Origin of the sequence: Pseudonocardia lutea, from assembly GCF_042658055.1 — a bacterium.
Taxonomy (GTDB): Bacteria; Actinomycetota; Actinomycetes; order Mycobacteriales; family Pseudonocardiaceae; genus Pseudonocardia; species Pseudonocardia lutea.
On record NZ_JBHSQK010000052.1, the window covers coordinates 87,448 to 103,041 of the forward strand.

Annotated in this window: 11 protein-coding genes; 8 read left to right on the forward strand and 3 right to left on the reverse strand. The window is 75.5% G+C overall.

Going from position 1 to position 15,594, the window contains the following annotated elements:
- Positions 1-64 precede the first annotated feature (64 nt).
- On the reverse strand, positions 65-1,012 hold the full coding sequence (locus ACFQH9_RS20620) for an o-succinylbenzoate synthase (protein WP_379567905.1): 948 nt from the start codon (positions 1,010-1,012) through the stop codon (positions 65-67).
- A 10-nt stretch (positions 1,013-1,022) separates the two neighbouring features.
- Entirely contained in the window at positions 1,023-2,480 is a 1,458-nt protein-coding gene (locus ACFQH9_RS20625; RefSeq protein ID WP_379567907.1) for a flavin-containing monooxygenase, read from the reverse strand.
- Between the two features lie 74 nt (positions 2,481-2,554).
- On the opposite strand from ACFQH9_RS20625, the gene ACFQH9_RS20630 reads away from it, so the two are divergent.
- Both ACFQH9_RS20630 and ACFQH9_RS20635 read left to right on the forward strand, forming a co-directional pair.
- Positions 2,555-3,181 carry a TetR/AcrR family transcriptional regulator gene (locus ACFQH9_RS20630; protein WP_379567909.1) on the forward strand — a complete coding sequence of 209 codons (627 nt, stop codon included), beginning with the start codon at positions 2,555-2,557 and terminating at the stop codon, positions 3,179-3,181.
- A gap of 88 nt (positions 3,182-3,269) precedes the next feature.
- Positions 3,270-4,013 carry a siderophore-interacting protein gene (locus ACFQH9_RS20635; protein ID WP_379567911.1) on the forward strand — a complete coding sequence of 248 codons (744 nt, stop codon included), beginning with the start codon at positions 3,270-3,272 and terminating at the stop codon, positions 4,011-4,013.
- Here the strand turns inward: ACFQH9_RS20635 and ACFQH9_RS20640 are convergent.
- The gene (locus tag ACFQH9_RS20640; protein ID WP_379567913.1) at positions 4,010-5,548 is read right to left on the reverse strand and encodes an acetyl-CoA acetyltransferase; all 1,539 of its coding nucleotides are present in this window, start codon (positions 5,546-5,548) and stop codon (positions 4,010-4,012) included. The genes ACFQH9_RS20635 and ACFQH9_RS20640 overlap by 4 nt on opposite strands.
- A 401-nt stretch (positions 5,549-5,949) precedes the next feature.
- On the opposite strand from ACFQH9_RS20640, the gene ACFQH9_RS20645 reads away from it, so the two are divergent.
- The 6 genes from ACFQH9_RS20645 to ACFQH9_RS20670 all read left to right on the forward strand — a co-directional run bounded on the left by ACFQH9_RS20645 (position 5,950) and on the right by ACFQH9_RS20670 (position 15,555).
- Positions 5,950-6,687 carry a response regulator transcription factor gene (locus ACFQH9_RS20645; protein WP_379567915.1) on the forward strand — a complete coding sequence of 246 codons (738 nt, stop codon included), beginning with the start codon at positions 5,950-5,952 and terminating at the stop codon, positions 6,685-6,687.
- A 10-nt stretch (positions 6,688-6,697) separates the two neighbouring features.
- Positions 6,698-8,194 (forward strand): sensor histidine kinase, encoded by a 1,497-nt coding sequence (locus ACFQH9_RS20650; protein ID WP_379567917.1) that lies wholly within the window; start codon positions 6,698-6,700, stop codon positions 8,192-8,194.
- A gap of 273 nt (positions 8,195-8,467) precedes the next feature.
- Complete coding sequence (locus ACFQH9_RS20655; RefSeq protein ID WP_379567919.1) at positions 8,468-10,525, forward strand: ArnT family glycosyltransferase; 2,058 nt, start codon at positions 8,468-8,470, stop codon at positions 10,523-10,525.
- Positions 10,526-10,762: 237 nt separating this feature from the next.
- Positions 10,763-11,905: an AMP-binding protein gene (locus tag ACFQH9_RS20660; RefSeq protein ID WP_379567921.1), complete on the forward strand. Its 1,143-nt coding sequence runs from the start codon at positions 10,763-10,765 to the stop codon at positions 11,903-11,905.
- Between the two features lie 195 nt (positions 11,906-12,100).
- Positions 12,101-13,396 carry a bifunctional glycosyltransferase family 2/GtrA family protein gene (locus ACFQH9_RS20665; protein WP_379567923.1) on the forward strand — a complete coding sequence of 432 codons (1,296 nt, stop codon included), beginning with the start codon at positions 12,101-12,103 and terminating at the stop codon, positions 13,394-13,396.
- 26 nt (positions 13,397-13,422) lie between these two features.
- On the forward strand, positions 13,423-15,555 hold the full coding sequence (locus tag ACFQH9_RS20670; protein ID WP_379567925.1) for an ArnT family glycosyltransferase: 2,133 nt from the start codon (positions 13,423-13,425) through the stop codon (positions 15,553-15,555).
- The last annotated feature ends 39 nt before the right edge of the window (positions 15,556-15,594 follow it).

The window sequence follows — 15,594 nt, forward strand, 5'->3', positions numbered from 1 at the left end:
AGCGTAGAGCGGTGCCCGACCGGCCGCCGCCGTCGTCCGCGGACACGTCCGGGTACGACCGTCCTCACAGGAGCGCGACCCGCTCGGCGCGGGCCCGCCACCACGCCTCCCGCCCGGGATCGGCGGCGACCTCGGCGCGGCGCACCGGCTCGGGCGCGGTGCGCAGCACCGGCAGCACCCCGTCCCGCGGGACCAGCCGGTCGGCCTCGGCCACGACGTCCGCGGTGAACAGCCGGCCGGTGCCGAGCCCGCAGGCGAACTCCAGCTCGGGCAGGGCCGCGGCCAGCGCGATCTCGGCGGCGAGCCCGACGCTCGACTCCAGCGCCGACGAGACCACGCACGGCAGCCCGCACGCCTCGGCGACCCGCAGCGCCCGGCGCACCCCGCCGAGCGGCAGGCACTTGAGGATGGCGACGTCGGCGGCCCCGGCCACGGCCACCCGCAGCGGGTCCTCGGCGCGGCGGATCGACTCGTCGGCGGCGATCCGGACGTCGACGCGCCGGCGCACCGCCGCCAGCTCCTCCACCGTCGGGCACGGCTGCTCGACGTACTGCAGGCCGCCCGCGGCCTCGTCGAGCGCGCGGACCTCGCGGACGGCGGTGTCGACATCCCAGCGGGCGTTGGCGTCGACGCGGACGTGCCCGGCGGGCCCCAGCGCGTCCCGCACCGCCGCGACCCGCTCGAGGTCCTCGCGCGCCGAGTCCGGGTGGTCGGCCACCTTCACCTTGGCCGTCCCGCAGCCCGAGGCGCGCACCATCTCCGCGGCCTCGTCCGGTCCCACGGCGGGGACGATGCAGTTCACCGGCACGGTGTCGCGCACCGGTTCCGGCCAGCCCTCCTCCGCCGCCTCGCGGGCCGCGGCGAACCAGGCCGCGGCCTCGGCGTCCGCGTACTCCGGGAAGGGACAGAACTCGCCCCAGCCCGCCGGTCCGGACAGGAGCATCCCCTCCCGCACCGTGATCCCGCGGAACCGGGTGGTCATCGGGATCGCGTAGACCGCGGCGGGCTCCATGCGGCGGACGCTACGCGACGAGCTCGTGGTGCCCGGGGTCGAGCCTGCGGGTGCGGCGGCGGAAGTCGAAGGTGTACCCGGGCCAGAGCGTGCGGTTGCGGCCGTGCTCGTCGAGGTACCAGCTCGCGCAGCCACCCCTCGCCCACACCGCCCTGCCCAGCCTGCGCTGGATCTCGGCGTTGAACTCGGCCTGGGACTCGGCGCGGGTGTCGATCGCGACCGCGCGGTGCCGGTCGACGGTCCGCATGGCGTCGAGCACGTAGTTCAGCTGGGACTCGACCATGAAGACCATCGAGCTGTGCCCCAGCCCGGTGTTCGGCCCGACGATCGTGAACAGGTTCGGGAACCCCGCCACCATGGTGCCGAGCAGGGCCTCCGGGCCCTCGGCCCAGGCGTCGGCCAGCTTGACGCCGTCCCGCCCGGTGACGTTCATCCGGGCCAGGCCGTCGGCGACCTTGAAGCCGGTGCCGAAGACGATGGTGTCGACCTCGTGCTCGGTCTCCCGGCCCCCGGCGTCGACGGTGACGACGCCCGTCTCGGTGACGCGGACGATCCGGTCCGTCTCCACGGCCACGTTGTCCCGGCGCAGGGCCGGGTAGTAGTCGTTGCTCATCAGGATGCGCTTGCAGCCCATGGTGAAGGTCGGGGTGACCTTCTTCCGCAGCGCGGGGTCGCCGGCGAAGACCCTGCGGAGGTAGGCGAGGCCGAGCCGCTGCACCACCTTCATCACCGTCGGGTGCAGGAAGCCGAGGACCAGCGCCTCGTGCCGCCAGTACAGCGAGAGCCGCTGCAACCGCTGCAGCAGGGGGAAGCGGCGGAACGCGCGGCGGGTGCGCTCCGGGATGGGCCGGTCCGGCTTGGGCAGCACCCACGGCGCGGTGCGCTGGAAGAGCGTGAGGTGCCCGACCTGCGGCGCGATCGCCGGCACGAACTGGATCGCGCTGGCGCCGGTGCCGATCACGGCGACCCGCCTGCCGGTGAGGTCGTGGGTGTGGTCCCACTGCGCGGAGTGGAAGGCGGTGCCGCGGAAGCGGTCCAGGCCCTCGATCTCGGGCACCGCGGGATCGTGCAGCGCGCCGGTGCCGAAGAGCACGTACCGGGCGCGGATCGTCTCGCCGTCGCTGGTGCGCACGTCCCACGCGCCGCCGTCCCACTCCGCGCCGGTGACGTGCACGCCGAACCGGATGCGGTCGCGCAGCCGGTACCGGTCGGCCGTGGCCTCCAGGTACGCGCGGATCTCGGGCTGGCGCGCGAAGGTGCGCGTCCACTCGGGGTTCGGGAAGAACGAGAAGGAGTAGAGGTGCGACTCCACGTCGCAGGCGCAACCGGGGTAGACGTTGTCCCGCCAGGTGCCGCCGAGGGTCTCGCCCTTCTCCAGGATCAGGAAGTCCCGGCGACCCGCCTCGTCCAGCTTCACGGCGGCGCCCAGGCCGGCGAACCCGCTGCCGACGATCAGGGTGTCCAGCATCTCCGCTCCCCTCCGGTGGGTGTTACCGCTGGTAACTTACCACGGGTAACTTGACGCCGGGTAGGGTCTGGCGCATGGGAACGAGCGCGGCCTCCACCCCTGCCTCGTCCCCCCGGCGGCGGGTGTCCCGGGCCGAGCGCGAGCGGCAGATCCTCGACGCCGCGGTCGCGGTCTTCGCCGAGCGCGGCTACGCCAACGCGTCGATGGACGCGGTGGCCGAGCGGGTGGGGGTCACGAAGCCGGTGCTGTACACGCACTTCGGCTCCAAGGAGGGCCTGCTGCTGGCGTGCGTGTCGCGGGCGCGCACCGAGCTGCTCGAGGTGACCTCCGAGGCCGCGTTCGCCGCCGAGGGCCCCGAGGACATGCTGCGCCGCGGCACGCTGGCGTTCTTCCGCTTCCTCGACGAGCGCGCCCCGGCCTTCACGCTGCTCTACTCGGAGGCGAGCATCGCCGCGGAGGCGGTCGAGGCCATCCGCGCGCAGCAGACGGACTTCATCGCCGGGCTGCTCGGCGTGGCCGCGCCCGCGGCCGATCCGCTGCGGCTGCAGGGCTGGGCGCAGGTGATCGTCGGGGCGTGCGAGCGGCTCGCGGTGTGGCGCAAGCGCGATCCCCGGGTCACCGCCGAGCAGGCCACGGAGTACCTGATGGACCTGGCGTGGAGCGGGCTGGCAGGCCGGACCGACCGCAGTCGGGATCCATGACGCGATCGGAGCGCGGCCTCGAGCGCGTTGTGGATCCATACTGCGGTCGGGTCGGGCGCCGATGCGCGTTGTGGTTCCATGGTGCGCCGTGACCACGACCGCCCCCCGGCTGCTGCAGGTCAGCCGCAGCACCCGGGTGACCCCGAAGATGATCCGCGTGACCCTGACCGGCGAGGAGCTGGCGGGGTTCCCGGGCGAGGGGCCGGACCGGCGGATCAAGATGTTCTTCCCGGTCGAGGGGCAGGACCGGCCGGCCGTGCCCCGGGCGAGCACCGGCGGTCCCGTCTGGCCGGCGGGCGAGCCGCGGCCCACGATCCGGACCTACACCGTCCGCCGCTTCGACCCGGCCGCCCCCGAGCTCGACGTCGACTTCGTGCTCCACGACGGGTACGGCCCGGCCGCGGCCTGGGCGCAGGCCGCCGAGCCCGGGGCCTGGGTGGGGGTCTCGGAGCCGGGCGGGCGCTGGGTCCCGGATCCCGCGTCGGACTTCCACGTGGTGATCGGCGACGAGTCCGCGCTGCCCGCCGTCGCGACGGTGCTGGAGGCCCTCCCGGCCGAGGTGCCCGCGCTGGCGATCCTCGAGGTCGCCGACCCCGCCGAGGAGCAGGAGCTGCCGGGGCACGCCGCGGTCACCTGGGTGCACCGCGGCGCGGCGCCCGCCGGGGAGCCGCTGGTCGCGGCGGTGCGGGCAGCGGACTTCCCGGGGGGCGAGGGGCAGGCCTGGCTCGCCGGCGAGTCCGCGGCGGTCAAGGAGATCCGCGGGCACCTGCTCACGGACCGGAAGCTGAACCGCCGCGCGGTCTACGCCACCGGATACTGGCGCGCCCGTTAGACGGGGTCCACCTGGATCCGGTCCCCGACGGCGCGCACCCGCACCTCGCGCCCGACGACGGCCGGGCCCGCCGGCTGCACCGACCCCTCGGGGAACACGGTGAGCGTGCGCGCGCTGGCGGCGTCGCCCTCGGCGGTGCAGCCCGCGAGGCGGCGGCCGTCGGCGGTCCGGGCGACCAGGAACCCCTGCGCCGGGTGGCCGTCCCGGTCGTACTCGACGGTGGCGGCCTCGACCCGCACCGGCTCGTCGGGCACCTCCGCGAGGGGGCACGGCGGCGGGCCGGGTTCGGCCGTGGCGTGCGGGTCCGGGTCGCCGATGTACCCGTCGGCGTGCGGCTCCCGCCCGAGGACGACGGCGTGCTGGCGGGTCAGGTACCCGCCGTTCGCGTGCACCAGGGCGGTGCGCGCACCGGCGCGGATGCGCTCGGCGCAGGCCGCGAGCGAGTGCAGCGTGTAGGTGGACAGCGGGCCGCCGAAGGCCGAGTGCCCGCCGGTCGCGCCGGCGAGGGCCGTGGCCGGCAGCCCGAGGTAGCGGCTCGCGAGCCGGGGCACCACGGGGAAGCACGAGTAGACGTCGACGACGTCGACCGCGTCGGCGGCCAGCCCGGCCGCGGCGAGCGCGCGGTGCAGCGCCGAGCACAGCGCCGGCGAGCCGGTCAGCGAGGGCCGGGCGAGGACGTCGGCGGCGTCGGCGGCCCCGGCCCCACCCCAGACGTGCACCAGCCGCTCCTCCGGCACGCCGTGCTCCAGGGCGATCTCGCGGGAGGTGAGCAGCAGCGCCGCGGCCTGGTCGACCAGTGGCATCGCGTTGACCGCGAGCGGGTAGGGCTCGCAGATCATCCGGTTGTCCGGTCCGACGCGCAGGATGTCGGAGGCGTCCCTGGCGGTCGGGTTCCACGCGACCGGGTTCTTCGCGGCGACCTCGCTGAGCGCCGCGAACACCGCCGCGCCGGAGGCCATCGTCTCCGCCGGCGTCTCGCCGAGCGAGTGCCCGAACGCGGTGTCCACCATCGGGTAGACCCGGGTGGGCAGCACCAGGCCGGCGGCCTGCATGGCGGGGCTGCCCAGGTCGTCCGCCCCGATCGGGGCGACCCCGCCGGGATCGGTCGTCCAGCCGAGGTCGGTGCCGGGCTCGACGCCCGCCCGCTGCAGGACGCCGAGCGACGCCGAGGCCTCGCCCCCGGCGACCAGCTCGATGCGGGACTCCCCCGCCGCGATCCGCGCCGCGGCCGCGTCGACCAGTGCGGCCGGCCACTGCCCGCCCACCGGCGCCGAGAAGGTGCGCACCGGGGCCGCCGCGAGCCGTTCGGCGAGCCGGGCGGGCAGGTCGGCGTAGGCCCAGCTGGCGACATGCGGGACGGTGATCGCGTCGACCTCCCGGAGCAGCCGGGTGCCCGCGCCGCACGCGTCCGCGGCGGCGGCGTGCACGGCGTCGGCGACCAGGCGCAGCGGCTCGCGGGCCCCGGCCACGGTCCGGTCCCGGTTGGCCAGGACCTGCCCGACGCCGACCAGGACCGGCGATCTCTCCGCGTGCACCGGCGAAAACTAGTACAGGGCGGCCCGGCCGGTCGGGCGGGGACCGCCCCGTGATCGAACCGTGCCCGGGTCGTCAGCCGGTCGTCGCCGCGGCGGCCGGGTTCGGCGCGAGGTCGGCGCACGCGTCCATGGCCGTCGTCCGGGTGGTCGGGTCGACGCCGGGCGGGGCCTGCATCGTGCCGTCGCCGCCCTGCGGCGGGGTGCTGCCGGCCTGCGGGGCACCCGCTCGGCGGGGTGCCGCCGGCCTCCGGGCGAAGGTCCGCGACCGGCGCCCACCGTGCTGACGGAACCTGTCCGTCCGCTGTGCGGCGGGCCTGCGGGACGTGTGCGGCGGGCCCGCACAGCCGCTGCACAGGGAGCGCCCACCCGCGACACAGCCGCGGCAGCGAGGCTCTCCTACCATGACCGAGGTGACCGAGCAGTCCGCGCCACTCCGCCGCGCCGACGGCAGCCCCGTCCGCGTCCTGGTGGTCGACGACGAGGCCACCCTCTCGGACCTGCTCTCGATGGCGCTGCGGTACGAGGGCTGGGAGGTGCGCACCGCGGGCGACGGGCTCACCGCGGTCCGGACCGCGCGCGACTTCAAGCCCGACGCCGTGGTCCTCGACATCATGCTGCCGGACCTCGACGGGCTCGAGGTGCTCCGTCGGCTGCGCGCGGACAGCCCGGAGGTGCCGGTCCTGTTCCTGACCGCGAAGGACGCCGTGGAGGACCGGGTCGCCGGGCTGACCGCGGGCGGCGACGACTACGTCACCAAGCCGTTCAGCCTCGAGGAGCTGGTCGCCCGGCTGCGCGGGCTGCTTCGCCGGGCCGGGATGACGGCGGCGCGGCAGGGCTCCGAGCTCGTCGTCGGCGACCTGGTGCTCGACGAGGACAGCCACGAGGTGCGCCGCGGCGACACCGACGTCGAGCTCACCGCCACCGAGTTCGAGCTGCTGCGGTTCCTCATGCGCAACCCGAAGCGGGTGCTGTCCAAGGCGCAGATCCTCGACCGGGTGTGGCACTACGACTTCGGCGGCCAGTCCAACGTGGTGGAGCTGTACGTCTCCTACCTGCGCAAGAAGATCGACGCCGGGCGCGCACCGATGATCCACACCGTGCGCGGGGCCGGGTACGTGCTCAAGCCCGCCGCCGGCTGAGGACGGGCGCATGGCCGCACGGATGACCGACCGGGTCGTGGCGCGCAGCCGGACGTTGCGCGCCCGGCTCGTCGTCACCGTGCTGCTGCTGATCGCCCTGGCCTGCGCGGTCATCGGGGTCGCGACGGCGATCGCGCTGCGCAGCTTCCTCTACCACCGGCTCGACGAGGACGTCCTCGGAGCCGCCGGCCGCTTCCAGTTCTCCCGGTCCGAGCCCGCGCCGCCGAACCTGCCGCGGGGCGACTCCTTCCTCGGACCCGCGCAGAAGCCCGGGACCCTCGGCGCGGTCGTCCGCGACGGCGTCGTCCAGGGGGCGGCGGTCACGGACCGGCGGGGCTCGTCCAGCCCCGTCCCGGCGTCCGACGTCACGCTGCTCGCGTCGTCGCTGCGGCCCGGCGGCCATCCGCGCACGGTGTCGCTCTCGCTCGGCGAGTACCGCGCCGTCGCCGTGCCCGCGCCGGACGGCGCCGTCCTCGTGCTGGGCCAGCCCGCGCAGGAGGTCGCGGACGTCGTCGACGGGCTGGTCGTGATCGAGCTGATCGTGATCGGGGCGGCGCTCGGCGGCGCCGGGGGCGCGGCGACGGTGCTGGTGCGGCGCGAGCTGCGGCCCCTCGAGGAGGTCGCGGGCATCGCGGCGAAGGTGTCCGCGATGCCGCTGGACCGGGGCGAGGTCGAGCTGGCCACCCGCGTGCCCGGGCCCGACGAGCGGACCGAGGTCGGGCAGGTCGGCGCCGCGCTGAACCGGATGCTGGACAACGTCGAGGGCGCCCTCGAGGCCCGCCAGGACAGCGAGACCCGGCTGCGCCGGTTCGTCGCCGACGCCAGCCACGAGCTGCGCACCCCGCTCGCCGCGATCCGCGGCTACGCCGAGCTGACCCGACGGGACGGCGCCGCGCTGCCGGAGGGCACGGCGCACGCGCTGACCCGCATCTCGTCCCAGGCCGAGCGGATGTCCACGCTGGTCGAGGACCTGCTGCTGCTCGCCCGGCTCGACGCCGGCCGTCCGCTCGAGCGCGCCCCCGTCGACCTCACCCGGCTGGTGCTCGACGCCGTCTCGGACGCCCACGCCGCCGGTCCCGGCCACCGCTGGCAGCTCGACCTGCCCGAGGAACCGGTCACGGTGCCCGGCGACGCCTCGCGGCTCACCCAGGTCCTCACCAACCTGCTGGCCAACGCCCGCACCCACACCCCGACGGGCACCCTGGTCACCGTCGGCCTCGGGGTGGACGACGACGCCGCGCTGCTCAGCGTGGTCGACACCGGCCCGGGCATCCCCGCGGAGCTGCAGCCGCACGTGTTCGAGCGGTTCGCCCGCGGCTCCGCCGGCCGCGCCCGCGCGGTCAACGACACCGCCAGCACCGGGCTCGGCCTGGCCATCGTCGACGCGGTCGTCGCCGCGCACGGCGGCCGGGTGGAGCTGCAGAGCGTGCCGGGGCGCACGGAGTTCCGGGTGACCCTCCCCCTCACCCCCGCAGCCGTTCCCGCCGAGGCGCCCGCGCGGGTCTGAGGGGCCTCCAGCGAAGATCGTTCCGGGAGTCACGGGAGCGCTGGGCCCACAGCCCTACCGTGGCGCTCGCGCGGCGACAATCGACCAAGATCTTTCTGAACGGCACGTGACTGCGGCGCCACCGTGACCACGTGACGGTCACCGTGATCAAGGACCGCTCCCGCGGGCGCTTCCTGCGCTGGTCGCCCCTGATCGCCTCGGCGGGGGCGCTCACAGGCGGCGCACAGGTGCGGCACCGGGGCGGCACAGCGGACCCGACCAGCCTCGGGCAGCGTGACGAGCACCCTGACCGCACGCCCCGCCGATCCCCCCGTGGCCGAGGGCCCGCCCCCGCGCCGGCGGCGGGCGCTGGTGGAGCGCGCCTCGCTCGCGGTCCTGCTGGTCGGGACAGGCTTCCTCTACCTGTGGAACCTCTCGGCCTCCGGCTGGGCCAACGCCTTCTACTCGGCCGCCGCGCAGGCCGGCGGGGAGAGCTGGGAGGCGTGGTTCTTCGGCTCGTCCGACGCCGCCAACGCGATCACCGTGGACAAGACGCCCGCGGCGCTGTGGGTGACCGGGCTGTCGGTGCGGCTCTTCGGGCTGAGCAGCGAGAGCATCCTCGTCCCGCAGGCGCTGATGGGCATCGCGGCCGTCGGGCTGCTGTACGCCATCGTGCGCCGGACCTCCGGGCACGCCGCCGGGCTGCTCGCAGGCGCGGTGCTCGCGCTGACGCCCGTCGCCACGCTGATGTTCCGCTTCGACAACCCCGACGCGCTCCTGGTGTTGCTGCTGGTCGCGGCGGTGTGGGCCACACTGCGCGGGCTGGAGCGCGGGCACGGGCGCTGGCTCGTGCTCGCCGGTGTGTTCCTCGGCCTGGGCTTCCTCACCAAGATGCTGCAGGCCTTCCTGATCGTGCCGGCGCTCGCGGCGGTGTGGCTCGTCGCGGCGCCGACGGGGATCGGACGACGGATCCGGGACCTGCTGCTGGCGGGCGTCGCCCTCGCCGTCGGTGCGGGCTGGTGGGTGCTGGTGGTGGAGCTGTGGCCGGCCGCGTCCCGGCCCTACATCGGCGGCTCGCAGCACAACTCGGTGATGGAGCTGGTGCTGGGCTACAACGGCGTCGGCCGGCTCACCGGGGACGAGACCGGCAGCGTCGGCGGCGGCGCGGGCGGCGGCTGGGGCCGGACGGGCCTCGGCCGGCTCTTCGGGTCCGAGATGGGGTCGGAGGCGTCCTGGCTGCTCCCGGCGGCGCTGATCCTGCTGATGGGGCTGCTGTGGCTGACCGCCCGCCGCCCGCGCACCGACCGGGTGCGGGCCGCGGCGCTCGTCTGGGGCGGCTGGCTACTGGTCACCGGGCTGGTGTTCAGCTTCATGGCCGGCATCATCCACCCCTACTACACCGTCGCCCTGGCCCCGGCGATCGGCGCGCTCGCCGGGATGGGCGCGGCCGAGCTGTGGCGCCTCCGCTCCACCGCGACGGCGCGGGCCCACCTGGGCCTCGCCGTCGCGGCGAGCGCGGTCTGGGCCTTCGTGCTGCTGGGCTCGTGGCTGCCCTGGCTGCGGTGGACGGTCCTCGCGCTCGGCGTGGTCGCGGCCGGGGCGCTGCTCGGGGTGCACCGGTTCCCGCGGCTGCTCTCCGCCGGTGTCGTGACGGCGGCGGTGCTGGCCTCGGTGGGCGGGACGGCCGCGTGGTCGGTGGCAACCGCCAGCCAGCCGCACAGCGGCGCGATCCCGAGATCCGGGCCGTCGGGCGTCGGGCGGGGGCCGGGCGGCTCGGGCGGGCCGGGCGGCTTCGGCGGCGCAGGCACGGGCGGCGGGTCCCGCGTCGGGCAGGCGCCGGGCGGGCAGGCCGGGGTCCCCGGCGCTCCCGGTGGCACCACGGCACCCGGCATCTCCCCGGGCACGACCGGGACCGGCGGCACCGGCTTCGGCGGGATGCGCGGCGGCATGGGTGGCGGCATGGGCGGCTTCGGCTCCCTCCTCGGTACCACCACCCCGTCCGCCGCGGTGACCACGCTGCTGCAGGAGAACGCGTCCGACTACACCTGGGTCGCGGCCGCCGTCGGCTCCAACGCCGCCGCGGGCTACCAGCTCGCGGCCGAGGCGCCGGTCATGGCGGTGGGCGGCTTCAACGGCACCGACCCCGCCCCGACGCTCGCGCAGTTCCAGCAGGACGTGGCCGAGGGGAAGGTCCACTGGTTCGTCGACGGCGCGGGGTCGGACGCCCACGGCTCGGACACGGGCGGCAGCAACGCGGCCGCGGAGATCGCGGCGTGGGTGCAGCAGCACTTCGTCGCGCAGACCGTCGACGGCGTCACGCTCTACGACCTCACGGGCGGTGCCCCGGCCTGATCCCGGAGCCGGGGGCGGGATTCCTTGCGGGACCCACCCTCCCCCCGCAGACTGAACGCGCGTTCAGCGAGGGGACACCGCCGTCACCGGGAGGCCGCATGCAGGAGGTCGTGTTCCGCGACCTGATCGACCGCTGGGCGGCCGAGACTCCGGACCGCGTCGTGGCCGTGCTCGACACCGGCGCCGGTCTTCACCGAGGGCGGCCGGCCGGGGCCCGCGGACCTCGACGTCCGGCCGGTGGAGGACCTGCTCGACGGGCCGGACGACCTCGAGCCGCTCGAGCGCCCGCTGCAGCCGTGGGACACCGCCGCGCTGCTGTTCACCTCGGGCACCACCGGCCCGTCGAAGGCCGTGCTGTCCTCGGCGATGCACCTGGCCACCATGGGCCGCGTCTCCTACCCCGGGACGCACCGCGACGACCGCGCACTGATCTTCACCCCGCTCTTCCACATCACCGGCATGTCCGCCGTCTGCTGGGCACTGGTGCACGGCGGCTCGTTCGGCGTGATCACGAAGTACAGCACCACCACCTTCTGGGAGGACGTGCTGCGGGTGCGCGGCACCTTCCTCGTGATGATGGGGTCGATCGGGACCATGCTGAACGCGCTGCCGCCGTCGGCGGCCGAACGGGACACGACGCTGCGGATGGCGCTGCTCGCCCCGATGACCCCCGACGCCATGGCGGTCTGCCGGCGGGCCGGGATGCGCTACTACAGCGTGTTCAACATGAGCGAGACCTCCGTCCCGCTGCGCACCGGCTTCGACCCGGGGACGCCGTACAGCTGCGGGGTGCCGCGGGAGGGCGTCGAGGCCCGGCTCGTCGACGAGCACGACATGCCGGTCCCGCCCGGTGCGGTGGGTGAGCTGGTGCTGCGCTGCGCCGACCCGTGGGTGATGACCACCGGCTACTTCCGCAACCCGGAGGCCACGGCCGAGGCCTGGCGCAACGCCTGGTTCCACACCGGTGACGCGCTGCGCCAGGGGCCCTCCGGCGAGTACTTCTACGTCGACCGGGTCAAGGACTCGATCCGGCGTCGCGGCGAGAACATCTCCTCCTACGAGGTCGAGGTGGAGGTCCAGGCGCACCCGGCCGTCGACGAGGCCGCCGCGGTCGCGGTGCCGAGCGAGCTGGGCGAGGACGACGTGCTGGTCGTCGTGGTCCCGCGCCCCGGTGCCGAGATCGACCCGGCCGAGCTGCTGGGCTTCCTCGTCGACCGGATGCCGCACTACATGGTGCCGCGCTACGTGCGGGTCGCCGACGCGCTGCCGCGCACGCCCACGATGAAGGTGCAGAAGGCAGTGCTGCGGGCCGAGGGCTCCGCGGCCGCCTGGGACCGCGAGGCGGCCGGGATCCGGGTCCGGCGCGAGGCCGTCCGGTAGGCCAGGACACAGCTCGCCCACAGCTCCGGCACACGATCGCGACAGCCGGCGGCGGGACCGTCGGGGCCCATGAGGCCCGCTCCCCGAACCGACCGCGACCGTGTGACCGGCGCGACACCGGATCGGGCACGGTCCACAGCGGAGCCACAGGTCGACCACAAACCCGCGACAGCCCCGGCCCCGAACCTCGTCGGCATGAGCCCCGTAGTCGCCGACAGCAGGACCGAGAACGCGCCCGGGACGGCCGCCCGTGGCGGCGGGCGCGCCCGCACCGTGCTGGACATCGTCGTCCCCGTCCACAACGAGGAGACGGACCTCGAGCCGTCGGTCCGGCGGCTGCGCGAGCACCTCCTGCGCAGCTTCCCCTACTCCTTCCGCATCACCGTCGCCGACAACGCCAGCGTCGACGCGACCCCGCTGATCGGCGCCCGCCTGCAGGCCGAGCTCCCCGAGGTCCGGCTCGTCCGGCTGGAGCAGAAGGGCCGCGGACGGGCCCTGCACACCGTCTGGTCGGGCTCCGATGCGGACGTCCTCGCCTACTGCGACGTCGACCTCTCCACCGACCTCGACGCCGTCCTCCCGCTCGTCGCCCCGCTGATCTCGGGGCACTCCGACCTCGCCATCGGCACCCGGCTCGGCCGCGGCTCCCGGGTCGTCCGCGGGGCCAAGCGGGAGTTCATCTCCCGCTGCTACAACCTGATCCTGCGCAGCACCCTGCAGGCCGGGTTCTCCGACGCACAGTGCGGGTTCAAGGCGATCCGCGGCGACGTCGCGCGGCGACTGCTCCCGCTCGTCCAGGACACCGGCTGGTTCTTCGACACCGAACTGCTGGTCCTGGCCGAGCGGGCGGGGCTGCGGATCCACGAGGTGCCGGTCGACTGGGTCGACGACCCGAACTCCACCGTGGACATCGTCGCCACGGCCACGGCCGACCTCAAGGGCGTCTGGCGGGTCGGCCGCGCGCTGGCCACCGGTGCCCTCCCGATCGCCGAGGTGCGGGCCCAGCTGGGTCGCGCGCCCCTGCAGACGTCCGTGGAGGGCGTGCCGCGGGGGTTGCCGACCCAGCTGGTGCGGTTCGCGGCGATCGGCGTGGCCAGCACGCTCGCGAACCTGGTGCTGTTCCTGCTGTTCCGCACGGTCCTGGGCCCGATCTGGGCGAACGTCGCCGCGCTGCTGCTCACCACGATCGCCAACACCGCCGCCAACCGCCGGCTGACCTTCGGCGTCCGCGGGCGGCAGGACGCGGCCAGGCACCAGTTCCAGGGGCTGCTCGTGTTCGGCCTCGGCCTGGGCCTGACCACGGGGGCGCTCGCCCTGCTCGCCGCGCTGGCGCCGGGCGCCCACCAGAGCGTGGAGGTGGCGACGATCGTCGTCGCCAACCTGGTCGCGACCGTCCTGCGGTTCGTCCTCTTCCGGGCCTGGGTGTTCCGCAGCCGCACCCGCACCGCGGCCACCGCGCCGGCCGAGGTGCCCTCCGAGATCGCCGCCTGACCGTCCCCCCGCACCGAGAGGCAGCCGTGACCACCACGCTCCCCACCGACACCGGAGCCGCCCGCCCCTCCGCGGGCGGCTCCGGCCCCCGGCACACCGCCGTCGCTCCCCGACGGCGGTGGCACCGCCCGGCGTACGCGCTCCTGCTCGTCGGCACCGCGGTGCTGTACCTGCAGAACATCGCCGTCTCGGGCTGGGGGAACTCGTTCTACGCCGCGGCCGTCCAGGCCGGCACGCAGAACTGGACCGCCCTGTTCTTCGGCTCGCTGGACAGCGGCAACGCGATCACGGTGGACAAGCCGCCGGCATCGTTGTGGATCATGGAACTGTCCGGGCGACTCTTCGGGTTCAGCTCCTGGAGCATGCTCGCGCCGCAGGCGTTGATGGCGGTCGCGTCGGTCGCGCTGCTGTACGCCGCGGTGAAGCGGGTCGCCGGTCCCGGTGCCGGGCTGCTCGCCGGGCTGGTCCTGGCGCTCACGCCGGTCGCGGTGATGATGTTCCGCTTCAACAACCCCGACGCGTTCCTCGTCCTGTTGCTCGTCGCCGCGGCGTACTGCACGGTCCGGGCGCTGGAGAACGCCTCGTGGCGCTGGCTGCTGCTCGCCGGGCTGGTCCTCGGGTTCGCCTTCCTGGCGAAGATGCTGCAGGCCTTCCTCGTGGTGCCGGGCTTCGCGGTCGCCTACCTGTGGGCGGCCCCGACGACCGTCGGCAGGCGGATCCGGGACGTCCTGGTGGCCGGGGTCGGCATCGTCGTCGGCGCCGGCTGGTGGCTGCTCGCGGTGGCGCTGTGGCCGGTGGACGCCCGGCCCTACATCGGCGGGTCCACGGACAACACCCCGCTCGAGCTCGCCTTCGGCTACAACGGCCTCGGCCGGATCTTCGGCGGCGAGGGCAACGGCGGGGGCGGCGATCGCCCGTCCGGGTTGGGCACCGGCGGGTTCCCCGGCGGCGCCGAGGCGGCAGGCGGCGTCCCCGGGGGCGGGTTCCCGGGCGGCGGGGGCGGGCCGGGCGGTGGCATGTTCGGTGGCGAGGCAGGTCTCGGCCGGCTCTTCGGCACGGCGTTCGGCACCCAGATCTCCTGGCTGCTTCCCGCGGCGCTGATCCTGCTGGTCGCGGCCCTGTGGTTCACGCGGCGTGCACCGCGAACGGACCGGATGCGGGGGTCGCTGCTCGTGTGGGGCGGCTGGACCGTCGTGACCGGGCTGGTGTTCAGCTTCATGAGCGGCACCATCCACCCCTACTACTCGGTGGCGCTGGCCCCGGGCATCGCGGCGCTGGTGGCGCTCGGCGGGCGCGAGGCCTGGCGGGCCCGCGCCACCTGGACCGGGCGGGCGACCCTGGCCGTGACGGCGGCGGTGACCGCGGTGTGGGCGTTCGTGATGCTGGGCTGGTCGCCGACCTTCCTGCCGTGGCTGCGGTGGGTGGTCCTGGTCGTCGGGCTGGGCGCGGCGGCGGCGTCGCTGATCCCGGTCGGGCGCCGGCACTGGGGCGTCGTGGTGGCGGGTGCGGCCGTGCTCGCCGGCATCGCCGCCCCGACCGCGTCCGCGGCGGTCACCGCGGGCGCCGCGCACACCGGGTCGATCCCGACCGCGGGTCCCGCGGTGGAGGGCGCCGCGGGTGGCTCCGGCGGGATGCGCGGGGCCGGCACCCGGTTCGGCGACCGCACGGACGGACGGTCGGCGGGAGGCACGGTTCCCGGTGCTCAGGGCACCGCACCCGGTGTCCCGGGCACGGGAGGCACCGCGTCCGGTGCTCCGGGGACCGGGAACTCGGCGCCGGGCGGCCCGGGCGGCTTCGGCGGCGGGCCGGGTGAGGAGTCGGTCGACGCCGACCTCGTCGCGCTGCTGCAGAACGCCGGCACCCGCTGGGCCGCGGCGACCACCGGCTCCCAGGGCGCGGCGTCGATGGAGCTGGCCTCGGGCGCGTCGGTCATGGCCATGGGCGGCTTCGTCGGCTCCGACCCCTACCCCACGCTGCAGCAGTTCCAGCAGTACGTCGCGGACGGCGAGATCCACTACCTCGTCACCGGCGGCATGGGCGGCGGCCCCGGTGGTCGCGGCGGCGCGACCTCGGAGATCACCAGCTGGGTGGAGGAGCACTACACCGCGACGACCGTCGGCGGCCGCACGGTCTACGACCTCACCGTCCCGACCAGCTGACCTGCGGCTCCGTCGCGCGGTGGGTGGTCCCGGAGCGGC

What these genes read in the sequence shown, in the direction of transcription:
- ACFQH9_RS20650 (WP_379567917.1), top strand. Translation starts at nt 6,698, where the DNA reads ATGGCCGCACGGATGACCGACCGGGTCGTGGCGCGCAGCCGGACGTTG.
- ACFQH9_RS20630 (WP_379567909.1), top strand. Translation starts at nt 2,555, where the DNA reads ATGGGAACGAGCGCGGCCTCCACCCCTGCCTCGTCCCCCCGGCGGCGG.
- ACFQH9_RS20625 (WP_379567907.1), bottom strand. Translation starts at nt 2,480, where the DNA reads ATGCTGGACACCCTGATCGTCGGCAGCGGGTTCGCCGGCCTGGGCGCC.
- ACFQH9_RS20645 (WP_379567915.1), top strand. Translation starts at nt 5,950, where the DNA reads ATGACCGAGGTGACCGAGCAGTCCGCGCCACTCCGCCGCGCCGACGGC.
- ACFQH9_RS20665 (WP_379567923.1), top strand. Translation starts at nt 12,101, where the DNA reads ATGAGCCCCGTAGTCGCCGACAGCAGGACCGAGAACGCGCCCGGGACG.
- ACFQH9_RS20620 (WP_379567905.1), bottom strand. Translation starts at nt 1,012, where the DNA reads ATGGAGCCCGCCGCGGTCTACGCGATCCCGATGACCACCCGGTTCCGC.